Annotated in this window: 12 protein-coding genes; 9 read left to right on the top strand and 3 right to left on the bottom strand. The window is 42.6% G+C overall.

All coding sequences use genetic code 11. The annotated features are described in order from the left end of the window. Nucleotides 1-119: 119 nt before the first annotated feature. The 3 genes from GYX91_RS04215 to GYX91_RS04225 form a co-directional block, all read right to left on the bottom strand. Nucleotides 120-1,703, bottom strand: coding sequence for a phosphoethanolamine transferase (locus tag GYX91_RS04215; protein ID WP_174830022.1), 1,584 nt, complete (start codon nt 1,701-1,703; stop codon nt 120-122). A gap of 7 nt (nt 1,704-1,710) precedes the next feature. Continuing rightward, entirely contained in the window at nt 1,711-2,712 is a 1,002-nt protein-coding gene (locus tag GYX91_RS04220) for a 2Fe-2S iron-sulfur cluster-binding protein (RefSeq protein ID WP_084551604.1), read from the bottom strand. A gap of 183 nt (nt 2,713-2,895) precedes the next feature. Beyond that, nucleotides 2,896-3,693: a basic amino acid ABC transporter substrate-binding protein gene (locus GYX91_RS04225; RefSeq protein WP_084551603.1), complete on the bottom strand. Its 798-nt coding sequence runs from the start codon at nt 3,691-3,693 to the stop codon at nt 2,896-2,898. A 243-nt stretch (nt 3,694-3,936) separates the two neighbouring features. On the opposite strand from GYX91_RS04225, the gene panC reads away from it, so the two are divergent. The 9 genes from panC to narH all read left to right on the top strand — a co-directional run bounded on the left by panC (nt 3,937) and on the right by narH (nt 20,923). Next, the gene (panC, locus tag GYX91_RS04230) at nt 3,937-4,776 is read left to right on the top strand and encodes a pantoate--beta-alanine ligase (RefSeq protein WP_037391876.1); all 840 of its coding nucleotides are present in this window, start codon (nt 3,937-3,939) and stop codon (nt 4,774-4,776) included. A 53-nt stretch (nt 4,777-4,829) separates the two neighbouring features. Further along, nucleotides 4,830-8,516 carry a DNA translocase FtsK gene (locus GYX91_RS11040; RefSeq protein WP_238791317.1) on the top strand — a complete coding sequence of 1,229 codons (3,687 nt, stop codon included), beginning with the start codon at nt 4,830-4,832 and terminating at the stop codon, nt 8,514-8,516. A 773-nt stretch (nt 8,517-9,289) separates the two neighbouring features. Beyond that, complete coding sequence (locus GYX91_RS04240) at nt 9,290-9,667, top strand: DUF805 domain-containing protein (RefSeq protein WP_100125346.1); 378 nt, start codon at nt 9,290-9,292, stop codon at nt 9,665-9,667. A 496-nt stretch (nt 9,668-10,163) separates the two neighbouring features. Continuing rightward, nucleotides 10,164-12,095 carry a histidine kinase gene (locus tag GYX91_RS04245; protein WP_084550840.1) on the top strand — a complete coding sequence of 644 codons (1,932 nt, stop codon included), beginning with the start codon at nt 10,164-10,166 and terminating at the stop codon, nt 12,093-12,095. A 17-nt stretch (nt 12,096-12,112) separates the two neighbouring features. Beyond that, entirely contained in the window at nt 12,113-12,766 is a 654-nt protein-coding gene (locus GYX91_RS04250) for a response regulator transcription factor (protein WP_174830023.1), read from the top strand. Nucleotides 12,767-12,955: 189 nt separating this feature from the next. Then, nucleotides 12,956-14,179, top strand: coding sequence for a nitrate/nitrite transporter (locus GYX91_RS04255; RefSeq protein ID WP_110414136.1), 1,224 nt, complete (start codon nt 12,956-12,958; stop codon nt 14,177-14,179). Between the two features lie 12 nt (nt 14,180-14,191). Then, the gene (locus GYX91_RS04260) at nt 14,192-15,562 is read left to right on the top strand and encodes a NarK family nitrate/nitrite MFS transporter (protein WP_078474597.1); all 1,371 of its coding nucleotides are present in this window, start codon (nt 14,192-14,194) and stop codon (nt 15,560-15,562) included. Between the two features lie 98 nt (nt 15,563-15,660). Continuing rightward, nucleotides 15,661-19,356 (top strand): nitrate reductase subunit alpha, encoded by a 3,696-nt coding sequence (locus GYX91_RS04265; protein ID WP_174830024.1) that lies wholly within the window; start codon nt 15,661-15,663, stop codon nt 19,354-19,356. A gap of 13 nt (nt 19,357-19,369) precedes the next feature. After that, nucleotides 19,370-20,923, top strand: a complete 1,554-nt coding sequence (gene narH / locus GYX91_RS04270; protein ID WP_037488730.1) for a nitrate reductase subunit beta — start codon at nt 19,370-19,372, stop codon at nt 20,921-20,923. Nucleotides 20,924-20,926 lie beyond the last annotated feature (3 nt).

Consider the following 20,926-nt stretch of genomic DNA (forward strand, 5'->3'; position numbering starts at 1 on the left):
GTTTTTGTTCAGAAGTGTTTTGATTCATATCAAATGTAAAGCTTTAATCTGAAATTATTTGAAAAATTTAATCTCTCTGCTTTGTAAAAAAACAGAGAGATTGTTTTTTTATGTAATTGTCACTGCAATTGTGCAGGGAGAGGATCGTTTTGCAGCTTATCTACAGGTTGTAACCGCTGATTGAGATCCAGAACCTCTAGCTGAGTACTGTCCGTTTCACTGAAAAATTGTTTACTATACGGCAGTTGTGGGGTGCTGATTCCCAGCCATTGTGCAACTCCATCCAGCAATTCTAAACCGCTGCGCCGTGCTTTGTTACGTAATTGTCCAGTTTGATTACTGCTGATAATCACTAATGGAACATGATAGTTCTGATAGAAGTGATCATTATGACGAAGAATACTTTCAGAACGCACGATGCTGTTTTTTTCATAACTGTTTTTATCGTGACTTAAACCGTGATCGCTGAAATACAACATACTGAATGGCTGACCGCTGTGCTGTAATGCACTATATATCTGACTTAGTAAATTGTCTGTCTGCCGGATAGTGTCAATATAGCAGTTACTGTTGTTATTATCGACATAGTGATGCGCTGGTTGTGGAAGACGGTCGCACGGATTAGGATGAGAACCCATGATATGCAGCACAATCAGCCGTGACCGATTCGCAGGCAGTGGCTGATTTAAAACTTTTTGCAGCGGTGCAATAAGTTGATCATCAAAGCTGCGTATACCAAAATCGTATCCGGTTGTTTTCAGAAAAGTCACCTGATTTGCCTGATGAGCAATAGTGGAAATTGATGTATCGTATTGTCCGAGAGCCCCCTGATTAGATAACCAGACCGTATCCATACCGGCTTTCTTAGCCAGAGTAATAACATTATTCTGAATGCTGAAAGGTTTGCCATGGCTTAGCGTTAAGCCGTATAATAATGAAATAGGCGTGTTGGGGCCGGCAGACAGCATATTATCCATAACAATATTGGCATGTTTATCCAGAAATGGTGTATCTGCATATTTAAAGCCATACAGATGCATATAGTCTGCACGTACACTTTCACCGATAATCAGTACATAGTTACGATAAATCTGATGGCTGCTGCTGATTTGCCAGTTGTCAGGTTTGGCTAAATCCTGCTTCATTTTTGCCAGTGCAGCAAAATAGGCTCGTGGTTGCAGATAGGCATCTGCTAAAAATTCCACTGGTTGTGCGCGCAACGCAAAACCACCGGTTGTATAGCCCTTACGTGCTGTCTGTACTGTCATTACTATTAGAATCAGTACCAGCGGAATACTCCAGTAAAAGCGCCAGCGAGGTGCTGCGGCTTTACGATTAAAACGTACAATAAACAGCGGAACGGCAGCCAGTAAAATAGTAGCAAGGTAGGTGTGCCATGGAATAGCACATATATATTCACTTGCTTCACTGGCGGTTGTGCTTAATAACGAAGCAACAATACCAAAACTTGGCCGGCCGTACAGAGTAGCAGTAGGGTGGTATAAAAGAATAATAATAGCACTTAACCACATCAGCCAGCGCCATACGCTCGGGAAGAAACGCTGTAAAAGCAGCATAAGCAGCCAGGTTTCAATAATCCGGTTAGGATTCGGCGGATAAGCCAGCGCATAAATCATTACCAGACTGTAAATAAGTAATAACAAAATCATCAGCAGATAATGTTTACGAGGTGTCAGTTTCATAAATAACTCAGGATGCAGGAGTAAAATTATCGGCAAAGAAAGCTGTTTCTGCCAGAGCAGCCTGTTTGAAGAATAAGGATTGTGCGCTGGCAATCATTTGCGGATGTCCGCATGCATATACTTCATGGTTGCTCATGTCAGGATAATCATTTAAAGCGATATCCTGTACATACCCTCGAGCTCCTTTCCAGGCTGATTCCGGACGGGACAGTACCGCTGTCCACTTTGCCTGAACCAATTTGGCGCAGAGTTTGTCCAATAAGGTAGCATCGTACAAATTTTCTTCTGCGGCTACTCCCCAGTATACATGGATAGCCTGCCGGTATTGTTGTTCAGCCAGAGTATTCAGCATAGCTTCAATTGGCGCAATACCAGTACCAGATGCCAGCATAATTAATGGTTTTTGCTGTTTACTCAGTTGAAAGCTGCCTAAAGGTCCGTGAATGTGAATAATATCTTTTTGCTGAAGCCGTCCGTCAAATAATTGTTCAGAAAAAACACCACCCGTATGGCGGCGGACATGAATAACCAGCTGACGAGTATCAGTATTAAAACCGGCGATGGAGTAACTGCGGCGTAAATTATCAGCGAGAACAATATCGACATATTGTCCGGCTGTAAAATTAAACTGTTTTTTTAGCGGCAGTTTCAGGGTAACAATGGCTACATTGGCACAATAGCGAATATCATCAATCCGCGCATTCAGCGTTTGAACCGGCTGATTATTTTTACCCAGATAATTGGGTAGATAAAGTGTTATATCACTTTCAGCACTCTGACAGCATAATAAAATATCCTGCTGATTGCTGTCTTTACTGTTCAAGGCCGCCTGTGAATTGATTTCAGTAGTTTTGCCCTCGGTCAGTTGCGCCTTGCAGGCACCACAACAGCCACTTTTACAGGCATGCGGCAGCATAATACCGTTTTCAATAGCCGCATTAAGCAGTGATTCCCCTTGTTTTGCGTAAAAAGTTTCACTTGCCGGTAAAACAGTTATCCGATAACTCATATCTGTTTTATATTATTTTAAAGAAAACGGCTATTTTAGAACCTTGCCAGATAAAAGCCAAATCAGGAGGTAAAAAGTGATAATAAATGCCGCAGCGCAGATTACATTATTATTTAATGAAAAAAGCCTGTTATGTTAATAACAGGCTTATCATGAATACTGCCTGAAAAGGCAGGGAAAGATTTAATTAGAAAAGTATTTGGCGTAGATTTTGTCGTACTCGCCACTGGCACGAATTTTTTTCAATGCATCATTCAGTTTTTCTACTGTGGCTGTATCACCTTTGCGTACCACGAATCCATAATGGTCTACACCAAATTCCGGTACCTTATTAATAGTAAATTTATCAGCACCGTTGGCTTTAACATAATTACTGATAACAGCACCATCTGAAACCATGGCCTCAACTCCGCCATTTTCCAGCTCTTTAATGGCTAAAGGTACACTATCAAAACGGGCAATTTTGGTACTTTGGGCACCAAGTATTTTCTGAACGGCCAGATCACCGGTCTGACCACTTGCAACAGCTACCCGCTGCATATTATTTAACTCTGCCAGAGAATGAAAGGTTTTTGCTTTCGGTGTCAGTACCATCATAGAAATATCAAAGTACGGATCGCTGAAAGTCATACTTTGTTTACGTTCATCAGTGATGGTTACCCCGGAAGCTACTATATCTAAATCGCCATTATTTAAACTGGCAAACAGACCATCCCAGGGCTGGTCTTTAAACTGTATTTTGAAATTACCGGCTTTAGCCATTGCGGTAAGCAAGTCAATATCAAAACCGGTAAGTGAACCATTAGCGGTACGTGACTCGAAAGGGGCAAATTCGGCATTTGTACCCACAATATAAGTTTTATCGGCACTAGACTGTGCAGGTGCAGATGCAGATTCTGAATTATTTTTACTTCCGCCACAGGCTGTTAGCACCAGTGCAGAGCACATGGCCGCAGCGGCGAACCAGTGTTTGATTTTCATAAATGCTCCTTAAGTTCAGATGGGTTAATTGGCTAAGGAAGATGTTCTATACAAAAATTTACATTTGATAATATGCATCCTTACTGCCATGTCTGGTTTGATAGTAACATATTTAAATGATGACACAAGCTTTACAGATACTCTGTAATGTAGGTTTGCAGTGTTATAATTTCACTCTCACATATACAAGACATTTATTAACAGTATATAAATTATGTGTGTTTTAGTTTTACAGGATAATTTATGCATATAATACATACCATTGCTGAAATGCGTTCATGGCGCAGGCAGGCTAAACGCGTAGCCCTGGTACCGACTATGGGTAATCTGCATGAAGGTCATTTGTCACTGGTACGTACAGCTAAAGCTTATGCAGATTCAGTGGTAGTAAGTATATTTGTTAACAGGATACAGTTTGGTGCCGGGGAAGATTTTGATAAATATCCGCGTACTTTAGAGCAGGATGCAGAAAAACTTAAAGCAGCTGGTGCTGATGTGGTATTTGCACCTGATGAAAGCGAGCTTTATCCAAATGGTGTGCAGAGTTATTTTGTTGAACCGCCGGCAATCCAGAATGAGTTATGCGGGCGCAGCCGTCCGGGTCATTTTCGCGGGGTGGCGACAATAGTAACTAAATTGTTTAATATTGTTCAACCTGATGTAGCCTGTTTTGGTAAAAAAGACTATCAGCAACTGGCTGTGATAAAAGGCATGGTTCAGGATCTGAATATGAATATAGAAATCATTCCGGTAGAAATTGAACGAGCACAAACCGGTTTGGCTTTATCCAGCCGTAATGGTTATCTTTCGGCACAGGAGCATGTACAGGCAGCACAGTTGTTTGCACAGTTACAAAATATTGCCGATGCAATTAAGCTGGGAAATACTAACTTTTCGGCTTTGGAAAATAGTGCCGCAACGTATTTGCAACAAAATGGATGGCAGGTTGATTATATTGAAATCAGGCAGGCACAAACGCTGACAAAAGCTCAGATATCCGATAAAAATCTGGTTATTCTGGCTGCTGCAATCTTGGGAACTACCCGTTTAATTGATAATATAGAAGTCAATTTGTCGCATTAATAATAAAAATAGTCTGTTAACCAGATATTAACCATAAGGCAGCGTGAACACGTATGTGGTGGATTGTATTAATACTGTTAATTATTGCTATAGGCGCTTTATTCTGGTGGCGTAATATTCAGGAACGCAAATGGCAACTGGAATTGACCTATCTGACTCGCTATGAAAACCGGTTTCAGGCAGGTCAGTTTCCGGTATTGAAGGTTGCCAGACCCTCTTTGAAAAGCCGTATTTCTTATCTGGCGCAAAAGCTTGTACAGCGCAATCAGACAGTTCAAAGTTCAGCGCAACAAGAACAACCGTCAGAATCAGAACTGCAAAAGACTAAATCTGAAGCAATAGATACTGTAAATAATCATGAAGAAATTCACTCGGCTGTACCGGCTAATAGTACTGGTGAGAGCTGTCAGCCAGAACAACAGACTGAAAAATCGGAATCTGAACCGGTTACTCCTCAGATTACAGTTATTGAATCCGCCCCTATACCGGTAAAAAGTGAAACGGAAAAAACAGTCAGTGAAAATGAAGATAGTTTACAAGACACAGCCGAAACTGATAATGAATTGCCGGTAATAAAGGATAACCCTTTGTTTCCGGTTAAATTGTTTAAATCTTTAAAAGAAGATACTGCCGAAAAAGAAGATGCTGCCGATGGTAATGATATTCATGCTGAAGCTGTGGCCGAAGAAAATATTTTGCCGGATACAGACGAAGAGACTGATATCGATAATGATGATCAGACAGATCAAAACATACTGATTACCAGTGATGAGCATGCTGAAACCGCTGTGGTGTTCCCTCCGGATAAAAATCTGGAAGTAATTACTCTGGCAGAAGCTACCCGTAAAGTGGCAACTCATCCGCTTACTGATACGGTTAGTGAACAGGCGCCTGCTCTTGAAGTTATTCAGCTTAAATGGCAGTACAAACCTTTAAACAGTCAGAATCAGCAGCGCAATCGCAATGCGAAAGAAATTACTGTCGATGATCCGATATTAAATAAAGTTCGTTCGCGTACTAAAGCCGAACAGGCTGCTTTGTTAAAAGCCCGGGCATTAAAAAATTTTGATTTGGATGATTTACAACAGGCTACCCATCACAAACTGGGTAATTCTGTTGGTGCTCCTTCGCACCTGCCGCATTCTGTAACTACTGTTCCTGAGCAGTCAGTTCATGAGCATAGACTCGGGAGAGAACATAATGGTGTGCAAATTATTAACGAAGAAGATATTCGTTTGAATCTGCTGCGTCAGCGACTGGCAAGACAGCGCCATCACGAAAATGCCCAGCAGTTTAATTCTGGTTATAGCATACCAGTAATAGCTGAAGATGAAATATATGCGAATCTGGCCAAAACCGATTCACCGGTGAACAAACAGAAATTTCAGCGACCGGTAGTCAGAGAAAGTGTTATTCCGGCAGCTGCACGTATCGGTAAAAGCCATACAGTAAAAATGACGGCACCCGTAGCTGATATGTCTGCAGACAAAGGTTTTACCGATGCCGCCGGCAGTGCACAGGCACCACTGTCAACCAGATTTACACCTTTTCATTCCATGCCGCCAACATCTATTACTACAGTTGCGGCTGGAAATGCTCCTGTAGCAGAAAATTACACCAGCAGTAATGCTGACTATAGCGATTCTTTTAATCGGCAGCCAGTACAGCAGAATGAAAATTTCACTGAGAATCTGCGCCCGAGAAGAAGTCTGTTTCATTATTCTCAGGATATGCCAACAGTAAAGCAGGCAGTAACTGTCAATAATAATTCAGAAAATTCTTATTATGAGAATTCTGATTTTAGTATTGGAAACGCTTCCTATCTATCTGATGATAGTGATGGAGATGTTGCTGTGGCGGAAACTCCGATATTGGCTACAGAAGATCCGTTTTTCGCTGAAATTGAAGAGCAGACAGAAACGCCAGATTATTTCCCTTTGCATGAACATTACAACGAAGAAGAAGCTAATACAGATATATCTGCATTTTTGCCAAAGGTTGAAACTCAACCGCAAGACAGTTCGGAAGTTGTTAATCATGTCGAAGTCATTGAAAAAGATGAACAACAAACTGAATCAGTACCGGTTGTCGAAAGCGCCGGAGTAGTTATCCGAAATAACCGGCAGTCACTACCCACAGAACAAAAAAACTATAGTGCTCAGCCATCGCAAACTGCTATCGGTATGGCACTGCAAAAAGCTTTACATAAGACAGCGGCCGTCACACCGGTGCATAAACCACAGTTAAAACCTATGCTGCCGGGGATGGATTTATTATTACCACCATATTATGATCCCGCGGCACAACAAAGTGAAGAAACCTTGCTGGAAAATGGTATCACCATCGAAGAAAAACTGGCTGAATTTAAAGTCAAAGTTCGTGTCATCGATGCATTTGCCGGCCCGGTCATTACTCGTTATGAAATTGAACCGGCACAGGGCGTTCGCGGTAGTCAGGTAGTTAATCTGGAAAAAGATTTAGCACGCAGTCTGGGCTTTGCTTCTATCCGGGTAGTCGAAACGATTCCGGGCAAAACCTGTATGGGACTGGAATTACCTAACCCCAAACGACAGATTATCCGTCTTAGTGAGATCTTTTCAGCTTCGGTATTTCAGCAATCCCGTTCTAAATTGACGCTCGCTCTTGGTCAGGGTATTACCGGTCAGCCTGTGGTAACGGATTTGGCTAAAGCACCACATCTTTTGGTAGCCGGAACAACAGGTTCTGGTAAGTCGGTAGGTGTTAATGCCATGATACTGTCTTTGCTGTTTAAAGCCACACCTGAAGATGTACGCCTGATTATGATTGATCCGAAAATGCTTGAATTGAGCATATATGAAGGTATCCCTCATCTGCTGGCGCCTGTGGTTACGGATATGAAGCTGGCTGCCAATGCGCTGACCTGGTGCGTAAACGAGATGGAAAAACGCTACCGGCTGATGAGTCATGCAGGTGTGCGTAATCTGGCCGGATTCAATCAGAAAATTGCTGAACTGGGTGCACGCAATCAAAAACTGTTTAATCCGTTCTCACTTACGCCGGATAATCCTGAACCACTGGAAAAATTGCCTTTTATTGTTGTGATTGTTGATGAATTTGCCGATTTGATGATGACAGCCGGCAAAAAAATTGAAGAACTTATTGCGCGTCTGGCGCAAAAAGCCCGTGCTGCCGGTATTCATTTGATACTGGCTACCCAGCGTCCCAGTGTAGATGTTATAACCGGACTGATAAAAGCTAATATTCCAACCCGTATTGCTTTTCAGGTATCCAGTAAAGTAGACAGTCGCACCATTCTTGATCAGATGGGCGCTGAAAACTTGCTCGGACAGGGGGATATGCTGTTTTTACCACCGGGTACCGCCTATCCGGAGCGTGTACATGGGGCCTTTGTCGCCGATGAAGAAGTGCATCGGGTAGTACATTATCTGAAACAGTTTGGCGAACCCCAATATATTGATGATATTTTAACTGCCGGGGTCAGTGATGATGATATGTTCAGCAATGCATCGTCACGCAGTAGCGATGATGAGATTGATCCTCTGTATGATGAAGCAGTGGCGCTGGTAATTAAAACTCGTAAGGCAAGTATTTCTTCTGTACAAAGACAATTGCGCATCGGTTATAACCGTGCTGCACGTCTGGTTGAACAAATGGAAGCAGAAGGAATTGTCTCTGCCGCAGAAGGCAATGGCAATCGTACCGTGCTGGCTCCGCAGAGTAATCATCTGGATGGATAATCTTTTAAAAATAAGTTTGTTTCTGCCGATTTCTTAAACGCATATTTTTATATGCGTTTTTTTATATCAATATGAAATGTAACCCTATATTATGTACAAGTATTTTATTAAAGTGATGATTTTAAAAAACAGTATTGCTGCATAATAGTTAATATCAGTATTCAGCATCTGATGAAAAATTTAATAAAATAATATTTAGTAGTAAAGTATGTTTAGTATCAATTTATAGTATTGAATATTTCAATTACTGATATGTAGATATTTATAAAATAAACGATAAATAGAAGATTTAAACTAAATTTTTCAGTCTGAATATTAAACCAATTAAGTATTTGAGTTAATTCTTTGTATTTATTTGTATGATTAAAATGAATTGATTGTAATAATGTTGTTTAATTTATACATTTTACAGCCTTTTTTTAATAAAATGTCATATTTATTAAGAATTGTCTGCTACGCTGAAACGCGGTCTATGCTTAAATAATGTCAAACAATTAATTAATTTTGATTTGTACGTATAAAAACGCAAATAAATATAGAAATATATTAATTAAAGTATATAAATTCTCATAATTGATAAATTATAAAAATATATATATATCAATTCTCATTAATAAATAAATATTGTAAGTAATTGTTTTTAAAGTTAAGTTGTTTGAATCGTTTATAGATAAGTCTTAAGATAAATCGGCAATGTTTGAAATATAAATCCTAATTTCAAAATTTATATATTTATATAAATGAAAATATATTAATTATCTGGAGATGAATTTATGATTGAATCTTACAAACGATTCTGGCATAACATTCTGAATTTTTCAGGGACTTCTAATCGTGCTGATTATTGGTGGCCGATTGTGATTAACTATGTTCTTGGAATAATTTTGACGTATGCAGTTGAAAAAATGCTCGGACATCCGATTAATGATATCTATACATGGGGCGACTGGACGATTGATTTTGTCTTTCTGGTAGTCTGCTTTGCTGTGTGGATAGCGACTTTGTCACTTCAGTTCAGACGGCTGCATGATACAAACCGTTCTGCATGGTGGATTCTGATTACTCTTATACCGGTCATCGGGCAAATTTGGTTTATTATACTGATGTTGTTGCCAGGTAGGCCAAACCGTTTTGAGCAAAGATTATTCTAGTGCTTTTTGGTAATTTGGTTTACAGTAATAGCTCAGTATTACTTAAATTGCCCGTTTGATAGCTTAGTCTTATTTTTTCTTTTTACCAGCAGCTTATTTCACTTGAAATTAAGCTGCTGGATAAATATCTTAATTGTTATTGCTAAAAATATATTATTTATTGATTTAAATAATTTTTTGATACTAGATATCTACAGCACTCATTGAGCATTCTTCATATTCTGCGTTGGCTCATTAACACTGAATCAAATATTTTCCATTGCTGAATACTTTTATCAGCCAATATCAATAATGTTAATACTTTCAGAACAATAAAATATGGCGGTTCCATAAGCAGACCAGTCTGTTTGCTCAATATCAAATTCGGAGATGCAATACTTAATAAAATCCAAAATTAAACAATGTATAAATTTACTCTTATCAAAGTTTAAATAAATATCAAAGATATATTTTGACTTTTGCGTTATAGTGCTGCCAGTTTTCTGATTGGGGTGTTATGAAAAATCTGTGGCAAAAGTTTGATCGGTCGTTTTTACGCGGACAGAAGTTATCAAAAGTCCTGGTTGTGCTGATTGCTGTGTGGCTGTTTCTGGCTACCAGTCTGGTAGGGTTGTCGTTGAATACCTCATGGCGGCTGGAAGAGCTGGGAATGGCAATCAATGAAGCCGGCAGTCTGCGCAAGCGGGTGTTTTATATGGTACTGGTCACGAAAACACCGGGTGCAGAGCAGCAGTTTGCGGATGAAAAGCGTCAATTTAAGGAAATACTTGGTCATTTATACGAATTGCATGATACCGGTGTTATGAACGGCCAGCGCCATAAACAGTTATTAACCCAAGTTCAGGAAATTGAGGAGCAGTTGCAGGATTTTCTTGCTGACCGTGAAGCTTATTTACAGGGCAGACTAAGCGGAGAAGCTTTCCTTGCTCAGGCCAGAGAATTCACTGCGGTAATTGACCGGCTGGTTTTGCTTATTGAGCAAGATAATACGCACAATATTAGGCTGTTGCGCTGGCTACAGGCGCTAGTATTAATGATGGCTGTACTATCTGCGATTGTGTCTTTGCTGTTACTGCATCATTTGGTCATTTCGCCGCTATTACGTCTGAATCAGGGCATCAGTCAGATTGGTAAGGGTTATTTTGATACACGCCTGAAAGTGGGTACGGCCAATGAGTTCGGGCAGGTAGCACAGGGTTTTAATCTGATGGCCGCCAAATTGTATGAAGTATATGACACGCTGGAAAACCGGGTCGCTGAGCAAACGCAGGCAGTGGTTAAGCGTAATCGTGAGCTAGCGGTATTATATACTATGACCTCATTGTTTCAGGAACAGCATGATCTGACGGTGCTGGTACAAATATTTATGCATAAAATGAAGGCGTTTAGTGGTGCGGATGCCTGTGTGGTGCAGTTAAAAAATCGCCATTCACAGATGCTCGAAGTAGCCGGTTCGGACGGGCTGACAGAGGAGCAGGTAGATATGTTCCGTGATTATCGCTGTGATGGCGGGCGCTGTGTGCGGTTGCATCAGTCTGTGGTTAATTACAATAATCAATCGCTGGTCATTCATGAGGAAAATAATCATTGCTGTCAGATGCAGCAGGTTCTGCCGTTTTGTCTGACTTTTGCAGTGAAATCAGTAGATGATGAAATCGGTATGCTGCACTTGTTTGCATTGAAGCCATTTGCACTGAGTGAAGAAAATCAACGTCTGATTTCAACTGTTTGCAGCCAGTTCGGGATAGCGATTGAAAGTATGCGCCTGAATGAACTGGATAAGCAGATGGCGATACTGGAAGAGCGTAACCTGATGGCACAAGGATTGCATGATAGTATCGCGCAGTCGCTTTCATTTATGAATATGCAGATACAGGTACTGGAAAAATCTCTTGCAGAGCAGAAACAAGAGCAGGCTAAACAGACTCTGGATTTTATTCATGAGGGTATTCAGCAATGCTATGATGATGTACGCGAATTATTGTCAAATTTCCGGGTACGTCTGGTTTCAGAAGGGCTAATCAGTTCGTTGCAGGAGGTGATGAAAAGATTTGAACAACAAACAGATATTGTTGCAGACTGGTCGGTAGAAGGCGATGTGTATGAGGTAGAGTCGGATGTACAATTGCAGGTAGTGTTCATTGTGCAGGAAGCATTATCAAATGTACGTAAACATGCGCATGCTGATGCTGTGCGGGTGAAGCTGGTATATCTGGCTGATCGCCTGAATCTCTGTATTGAAGATAACGGAATAGGTTTTGCCGAGGATACGCTCATTCAGAAGGGGCTGCACGGGCATGTGGGTGTACATATCATGAAAGAACGAGCCGGCAAAATTAATGGAGAATTAAAAATATTTGCACGTGAAAATAACGGGGTATGTGTAGAGTTGATGGTGCCGCGTCAGTATATTCATGCGCAGGAATAATTTTTGGGAATTTAATAATGCTTAATAAAAATAAGTACCGGATTCTGATTGTCGATGATCACACTTTGTTTCGGCGTGGTTTGCGTGCACTGATTGATAGTTGTGAGCGTTTTGAGGTGGTGGGTGAAGCCACAGACGGGCTTGAAGGGGTAAAAATGCAGCAACAGCTCCAGCCGGATGCCGTACTCCTTGATCTGGATATGCCGGTAATGAGAGGACTTGAAGCACTACCGCAGATGATAAATCATAATCCGCAGCAGGTGGTACTGATGCTGACAGTATCTGAAGACGGTAGCGATTTACTCGAATGTATGCGACTGGGCGCCCGCGGATATCTGTTAAAAAATATTGATACGGAATTTTTGCTGGATAGTATTGAAAAAGCGATTAGCGGTGATAGTGTGTTATCGCCTGAAATGACAAGTAAGCTGGTAACAAGGTTGCGCAGGCAGGAGCAGGCTGACGAAAAAATTACTGAACCACTGACACCGCGCGAACGGGAAATTTTGCGCTGGCTGGCACGTGGGAATAGTAATAAGGTGATTGCGCGTAATCTGGATGTAACTGAAAGCACTATAAAAGTGCATGTTCAGAATATTTTACGCAAATTAAATGTAGCCAGCAGGGTGCAGGCTGCTGTCTATGCCATTGAGCATGGTCTGGATAAATAAACAAGTGAGTTGAGTATCAGGTAATAACTACTGAATATCAGAATTTGATAAAGGCCTATTGAGTTTGTCAATAGGTCTTTTTGCTTATTTGGCGTTGTGCTTTCTGGTTAATGATTTTGCATCGGATGACTAATTGGATATGAAAAGGTGATTACGTACACTAAAGAGAATTATTAATGGGGGTACAGAATGGATTCTGGTGTTAGAAAATCGGTAACAGTGCTTACTTCCAGCACAATTGCATTTATTGTCTGTTTTATGATCTGGATGATATTTGCTGTTTTGGGAATACCTATCAAAAAACAATTACAACTTAGTGAAGCTGAATTTGGTTTACTGGTAGCGATGCCTGTACTGTCCGGATCACTTATCCGAGTACCTTTAGGTATCTGGACTGACCGTTTTGGCGGCCGTATTGTATTTTTTCTGCTGATGCTGTCATGTGTTCCGGCAGTCTGGCTGCTTGAATATGCACACACATACAGTCAGTTTCTCTGGATTGCGCTGTGGCTGGGATTAGTAGGCGGCTCATTTTCTGTTGGTACTCCTTATGTGGCCAAATGGTTTCGTAAGGAACGTCAAGGTTTGGCAATGGGTATTTTTGGAGCCGGTAATGCTGGTTCTGCCGTAAATAAGTTTCTGGCACCTGCATTGATTGCAGCATATGGCTGGCAGGCTGTACCCCGCGTATATGCCGTAATTTTGCTGGTTATTACAGTGCTGTTCTGGTTTTTCAGTTATCCGGAGCCTAAAGCAGCTTCTGCTAAACAGCCAAGTCTGAAAGCTCAGTTGTTATTAATGAAAAATCCGCAAGTGCTGAAATACAGTCAGCTGTATTCGGTAGTGTTTGGTGGCTATGTGGGTATTTCGCTGTGGATGGTGAATTACTATGTTAACGAATATAACTTCGGCTTAGCACAGGCCGGGTTGCTGGCTGCATGCTTCTCTCTGCCGGGGGGTGTACTGCGTGCGTTCGGTGGCTGGCTGTCTGATAAATACGGTGCCTATAAAGTTACCTGGGCTGTAATGTGGATTTGCGCAATTGCATTCTTTCTGTTGTCTTATCCGCAAACACAAATGTCTATTCGTACAGTGAATGGTCATCTGGATATGCATATTGGTTTAAATGCAACGATATTTACTGTGCTGCTGTTTGTGGTCGGTGTGGCTATGGCAATCGGTAAAGCTTCGGTATTCAAGTTTATTTCTGATGAGTTTCCGGATGATATGGGTACTGTTTCTGGTGTAGTGGGTCTGGCCGGGGGACTGGGCGGTTTTCTGTTGCCGATTATGTTTGGTCGGTTAGTAGACTGGACAGGTGTACGTTCTACCTCCTTCATGCTGATGTTTGGCACGGTATGTATCAGTTTAATCTGGATGCATTTTTCTCTGAAAAACCCTAAGCACCAATAAAGTGAGTTTGATATGGGTAAAGTTTTAAAAGATTGGCGGCCGGAAGATCAACAATTCTGGCAGTCAGGTGGTCGTGCAATAGCACGCAGAAATTTATGGATTTCCGTTCCTGCATTGTTACTGGCGTTTGCCATCTGGCAGGTATGGAGTGTGACGGTAGTAAAACTGCCACTGGTTGGATTTAAGTTCAGCAGCAATGAACTGTTCTGGCTGGCGGCCTTGCCGGCATTATCAGGTGCAACTTTACGAATTTTCTATTCATTTGTGATTCCGATTTTCGGTGGCCGCAAATGGACGACAATTTCTACAGCCAGTTTGCTGATTCCTGCACTGGGTTTGGGCTTTGCTGTACAGAATCCGAATACTTCTTATACAACGATGTTCATTCTGGCGCTTTTATGTGGTTTTGGCGGAGCAAATTTCAGTTCATCTATGTCCAATATCAGTCTGTTTTTCCCGAAATCGGAAAAAGGTCAGGCGATGGGGATTAATGCCGGTTTGGGCAATCTGGGCGTATCCGCAGTACAGATTGCTGTGCCACTGGCGATTACTAGCTGCCTGTTTGGTGCAATGGGCGGTGAGTCTCAGACAATTTCTACGCCACAAGGTTCTGCACAGGTTTGGTTGCAGAATGCGGGTTTTATCTGGGTACCGTTTATTGTGCTCAGTACGCTGGCTGCATGGTTTGGGATGAATGATATTGGCAGCATGCATTCCTCACTAAAGGAACAGTTTGTCATTTTCAAGCGGTTGCACAACTGGATTTTATGCTGGCTTTATGTGGGCACGTTTGGTTCGTTCATCGGTTTTTCGGCTGCTTTCCCGTTATTAATCAGCCATTCTTTTCCGCATCTGGATGCAGTTAAGTTTGCCTTTTTAGGTCCGTTTGTTGGTGCAGTACTGCGTGTCGTGGGTGGCTGGTTGTCTGACAAGATGTCTGCGGCAAAACTTACTGAAATCAGCTATGCCATGATGATTGTCGGGGTTATTGGCGTCCTGGTATTTCAGCCTATTGGTGGCAATGAAGGCAGTTTTGTTGGTTTTTTCTGTAGTTTTATGTTGCTGTTTGCCTTTAGTGGTATTGGTAACGGTTCAACTTATGCGCAGGTGCCGCGGATTTTCTCTCAGTTTCATCGTCATTTGCATCAGGGCGATGTTAAGACCTCAGAAGCTCATGCCACTAAAGAGTCAGCTACGGTATTAGGCTTTATGGGCGCAATCGGTGCTTATGGTGGTTTTCTGATTCCGAAAAGTTTTGGTTCTTCGATTGAGGCGACAGGCAGCGCATCAGTGGCTTTATGGGGCTTTATTGTTTTCTATGTAAGCTGTCTGATAGTTAATTACTGGTTTTATGTTCGCAAACAATCAGTTACGAGTTGTTAATTTGAAGTGATCGCACCATTGTCATAGATAATGGTGCAGAAAAAATATAAATCAATAAGAAACTGTTTGAGGCTTTTGCCTCTATGGAGCACAAATTCATGAGCCATTTTTTAGACAGACTGAATTTTTTACGTAAAACCAAAGAAACATTTTCTGCCGGACATGGGGCAGTGGTGGCTGAGAGCAGAGAATGGGAAGATGCTTACCGCCAGCGCTGGCAGCATGACAAAATTGTACGTTCAACTCACGGAGTAAATTGTACCGGTTCCTGTAGTTGGCGCGTTTTTGTTAAAAACGGTTTGATTACATGGGAAATGCAACAGACAGATTACCCGCGTACTCGTGCCGATTTACCCAATCATGAACCGCGGGGCTGTCCGCGCGGTGCATCATATAGCTGGTATGTTTACTCTGCTCAGCGGGTGAAATATCCAATGATTCGCTCTTCTCTGCTGCGTATGTGGCGTGAAAAACGCCAGACTCTGAATGCAATTGAGGCGTGGCAGAGTATTACTCAGAATCCGGAACTGGCAAAAAAATACAAATCTGAGCGTGGTCAGGGCGGTTTTGTCCGTCTGGACTGGACAGAAGCTTATGAAATTATTGCTGCTGCCAATGCATTCACAATTAAAGAGTTTGGTCCGGATCGTGTAATTGGCTTTTCTCCGATTCCGGCAATGTCGATGGTGAGCTATGCTGCCGGTTCGCGTTATCTGAGTCTGATTGGCGGTGTACCGCTGTCATTTTACGACTGGTATTGCGATTTACCACCTTCCAGCCCGCAAACATGGGGTGAACAAACCGATGTTGCAGAATCTGCCGACTGGTATAACGCCAACTATCTGATGGTATGGGGCTCAAATGTACCCATGACACGTACTCCGGATGCGCATTTCTATACTGAAGTGCGTTATAAAGGTACAAAAACAGTAGCAGTTTCATCTGATTATGGTGAAATGGTGAAATTCAGTGATATCTGGATGGCACCAAAACAGGGGACAGATGCTGCCCTGGCAATGGCAATGGGGCATGTGATTCTGAAAGAATTTCATCTGCAGAATCCGTCAGAATATTTTATCGATTATTGTCGTCGTCTGACAGATATGCCTAATCTGGTGGTGATTAATCAGGAAAACGGCAAACTGCTGCCGGGCTACTTCCTGCGTGCAAGCCAGATAGCAGGCGGGCTGGATGAAAGCAATCATCCTGAATGGAAAACACTGGTTATCGACGAAAATACCGGTGATATTGTTGCACCGAAAGGATCGATAGGCTTCCGCTGGGGTGAGCAGGGTAAATGGAATCTGCTGGCACAAAAATCCGACAGTACAGAAATCAAAGCGCTGATATCACTTAAAGATAATCATGATGCCATCATGGGTGTATCTTTTGATTACTTCGGCGGGGATGATGCAGCAGAAGTAATTGTTAAAAATATACCGGTTAAGCAGATAATTAATGCAGATGGCGAAAAAATACTGGTAACCACAGTATTTGATTTGATGTGTGCCAATTATGGTATTGACCGTGGTTTTGGTGGTGATGGCGTTACCGATGATTATCTGGCTGATGTGCCTTATACACCATTGTGGCAGCAGAAACATACCGGCGTGAAGCCGGAGCTGGTGATTCAGGTGGCACGCGAATTTGCCCAAAACGCACATGAAACACATGGTCGAAGTATGGTAATTGTGGGTGCCGGTCTGAATCACTGGTATCACATGGACATGGCGTATCGTGGCATTATCAATATGCTGATGATGTGTGGCTGTATCGGTCAGAGCGGTGGCGGCTGGTGCCATTATGTCGGTCAGGAAAAATTACGTCCGCAAACCGGCTGGGCGCCTCTGGCTTTTGCTGCAGACTGGAACCGGCCTTCACGCCAGATGAATGGTACTTCTTTCTTCTATGCACACACCAGCCAGTGGCGGCATGAAAAACTCAAGATGTCGGAAGTTATTGCGCCCACTCATGCCGGTCAGATGGCTGATATGAGTCAGCTGGATTTCAACGTTAAAGCTGAACGAATGGGCTGGCTGCCTTCTGCTCCGCAGCTGGGACGTAATCCGCTTGATGTGACCCGTGACGCAGAAGCACAAGGTAAAGATCCGATTGCATTTGCTGTTGAGCAGATGAAATCGGGCGCACTGGATATGGCTTGTACTGATCCGGATAATCCGCAGAATTTCCCGCGTAATCTGTTTGTCTGGCGTTCCAATATTCTTGGTTCATCCGGTAAGGGGCATGAGTATTTTCTCAAGTATCTGCTTGGCACACAAAATGCACTGATGAGTGATGAAACTGATGCTATTAAGCCGATTGATGTACAAGTGCGTCCGGCAGCAGAGGGTAAGCTGGATTTACTTACCGTACTGGATTTTCGTATGTCTACTACCTGTCTGTATGCAGATATTGTGCTGCCTACAGCCACCTGGTACGAAAAAGATGATCTGAATACTTCGGATATGCATCCGTTTATCCATCCGCTTAGTGAAGCAGTAAAACCGCTTTGGGAAAGTAAAACTGACTGGGATATTTATCGTGGTCTGGCGAAAGCATTTTCCGAAACTGCCAAAGATTATCTGGGAGTACGTAAGGATCTGGTATTAACACCATTAATGCACGACAGTCCAGAAGAGCTGGCACAGCCGTTTGACCCGAAAGACTGGAAACTGGGTGAATGTGAACCGGTACCGGGCAAAACCATGCCGAAAATGACCGTGGTTGAACGTGATTATGGTGCAATTTATGACAAATTCACTTCTGTTGGACCGTTGTTGGAAAAAATCGGTAATGGTGGTAAAGGTATTAGCTGGCAGACTGGTGCAGAAGTAGATTTACTGCGCAAACTTAACAACACCCAATCCGAAGGTGTGGCTACAGGCCAGCCGAAACTGCACACAGCTATTGATGCTGCGGAAATGATTCTGACACTGGCTCCGGAGACCAATGGCCATGTGGCAGTTAAAGCATGGGAAGCTTTATCAAAAAATACAGGTATCGACCATACTCATCTGGCCATTGCCCGTGAAGATGATGCTATCCGTTTCCGCGATGTGCAGGCACAGCCGCGCAAGATTATTTCATCACCCACTTGGTCTGGTCTGGAAAGTGAAAAAGTCAGCTATAACGCTGGTTATACCAATGTGCACGAACTGATTCCATGGCGCACCTTAACCGGCCGGCAGCAGTTTTATCAGGATCATCAATGGATGCGGCTGTTTGGTGAGGGACTGGTTTCCTATCGTCCGGCTGTAGATCTGAAAACCACGCTGAACGTGAAAGGCCATCAAAGCAACGGCAACCCTGAAATCGTACTGAATTTCATCACACCACATCAGAAATGGGGTATTCACAGTACATATTCAGATAATTTACGCATGCTGACCTTATCACGCGGTGGTCCGCATGTGTGGGTTTCTGAAATTGATGCTAAACGTGCCGGTCTCGAAGATAACGACTGGGTGGAAGTATTCAATGTGAATGGTACGCTGACCGCACGGGTAGTGGTAAGTCAGCGAGTACCTGAAACCATGATTCTGATGTATCACGCACAGGAAAAAATTGTCAATGTGCCCGGTTCAGAGCTGTCCGGTAAACGCGGAGGTATTCATAACTCAGTCACTAAAGTAGTTATGAAGCCAACGCATATGATTGGTGGTTATGCTCAATTATCATGGGGCTTTAATTATTACGGTACGGTAGGTACCAACCGTGATGAGCTTGTCGTAGTACGCAAAATGAACAGAGTGGAATGGCTGGATCAACCGGCCAAAACACCGGTGACAGAATAAAAAGGACACAATCATGAAAATTCGTGCACAAATCGGAATGGTGTTAAATCTGGACAAGTGTATTGGCTGTCATACCTGTTCTGTTACCTGTAAAAATGTATGGACCAGTCGTGACGGGGTCGAATATGCCTGGTTTAATAATGTAGAAACAAAACCCGGTATCGGCTATCCGAAAAACTGGGAGGATCAGGAACAGTATAAAGGTGGCTGGGTACGTGAAAATTCAGGCAAGCTGAAACTGAAGCAGGGTAATCGTCTCAAAGTACTGGCCAATATCTTTGCCAACCCTAACATGCCGGCTATTGACCAGTATTATGAACCGTTTACCTATGATTATGAGCATCTGCAAAATGCACCGCTGATGCAAACACCGCCTACAGCACGGCCTGTTTCGGTATTAACCGGGCAGAAAATGGATAAAATTCACTGGGGACCGAACTGGGAAGATGATTTAGGCGGTGAATTTGCCAAGCGTTCTAAAGATAAACTTTTTGATGGCATTCAGAAAGATATCTACGCTGCTTTTGAAAACACATTTATGATGTATTTGCCGCGTCTGTGTGAGCATTGCCTGAATCCAGCCTGTGTGGCCAGTTGTCCGTCCGGTTCAATATACAAGCGTGAAGAAGATGGGATTGTCCTGATTGATCAGGATAAATGCCGTGGCTGGCGTATGTGTGTCTCTGGCTGCCCTTATAAAAAGATTTACTACAACTGGGTAGCAGGCAAAGCGGAAAAATGTATTTTCTGTTATCCGCGCATTGAAGGCGGTCAACCGACAATTTGTTCAGAAACCTGTGTTGGCAGAATACGCTATCTCGGTGTGCTCCTCTATGATGCAGACCGGATCAGTGAGAGTGCTGCGATAGAAAATCCTCAGGATTTATACGAACAGCAACTGGATATTTTTCTTGACCCGAATGATCCTGAAATTGCCAAAGAAGCACTGGCTCAGGGAATTCCGGCAGACTGGATACAGGCTGCTCAGAATTCACCAGTTTATAAAATGGCGGTTGAATGGAAAGTGGCATTTCCGTTGCATCCAGAATATCGTACTTTACCGATGGTTTGGTATATTCCGCCGTTATCACCAATTCAGTCTGCGGTTGAATCCGGTGTTATTGGTCAGAATGGTCTGATTCCGGAAATAAAAGATATGCGAATTCCGATTGAATATCTGGCCAATCTGCTGACTGCCGGTAAAACCGAACCCATTATTAATGCGCTGCAAACCATGATTGATATGCGTAAATACATGCGCAGCAAAAATATTTATTCTGAAGAGCAGGCATTACAGGAATTGTCCGGACATCGTTTGAGTGCTGCGCAAATTGAAGAAATGTATCAGGTAATGGCAATTGCCAATTATGAAGACAGATTTGTCATTCCAAGTGCACATAAAGAACTGGTCAGCAATACTTTTGAGGAAAAAGCCAGTTGCGGATTTTCTTTTGGAGATGGCTGCCATAACGGTCACAGCAAAGAAAGCCTGTTTGGTACACGTAAAGCTTCACCGATTATTTTTCATGGACTGCGTAAAAAAAATAATCGTCAGTCGGCCTCATAGGAC

It is taken from the genome of Snodgrassella sp. ESL0304 (genome assembly GCF_013344995.1).
Classification (GTDB): Bacteria; Pseudomonadota; Gammaproteobacteria; order Burkholderiales; family Neisseriaceae; genus Snodgrassella; species Snodgrassella alvi.

Coding starts and splice junctions, on each gene's coding strand:
- GYX91_RS04215 (WP_174830022.1), bottom strand. CDS start 1,703: ATGAAACTGACACCTCGTAAACATTATCTGCTGATGATTTTGTTATTA.
- GYX91_RS04220 (WP_084551604.1), bottom strand. CDS start 2,712: ATGAGTTATCGGATAACTGTTTTACCGGCAAGTGAAACTTTTTACGCA.
- GYX91_RS04225 (WP_084551603.1), bottom strand. CDS start 3,693: ATGAAAATCAAACACTGGTTCGCCGCTGCGGCCATGTGCTCTGCACTG.
- panC (WP_037391876.1), top strand. CDS start 3,937: ATGCATATAATACATACCATTGCTGAAATGCGTTCATGGCGCAGGCAG.
- GYX91_RS11040 (WP_238791317.1), top strand. CDS start 4,830: ATGTGGTGGATTGTATTAATACTGTTAATTATTGCTATAGGCGCTTTA.
- GYX91_RS04240 (WP_100125346.1), top strand. CDS start 9,290: ATGATTGAATCTTACAAACGATTCTGGCATAACATTCTGAATTTTTCA.
- GYX91_RS04245 (WP_084550840.1), top strand. CDS start 10,164: ATGAAAAATCTGTGGCAAAAGTTTGATCGGTCGTTTTTACGCGGACAG.
- GYX91_RS04250 (WP_174830023.1), top strand. CDS start 12,113: ATGCTTAATAAAAATAAGTACCGGATTCTGATTGTCGATGATCACACT.
- GYX91_RS04255 (WP_110414136.1), top strand. CDS start 12,956: ATGGATTCTGGTGTTAGAAAATCGGTAACAGTGCTTACTTCCAGCACA.
- GYX91_RS04260 (WP_078474597.1), top strand. CDS start 14,192: ATGGGTAAAGTTTTAAAAGATTGGCGGCCGGAAGATCAACAATTCTGG.
- GYX91_RS04265 (WP_174830024.1), top strand. CDS start 15,661: ATGAGCCATTTTTTAGACAGACTGAATTTTTTACGTAAAACCAAAGAA.
- narH (WP_037488730.1), top strand. CDS start 19,370: ATGAAAATTCGTGCACAAATCGGAATGGTGTTAAATCTGGACAAGTGT.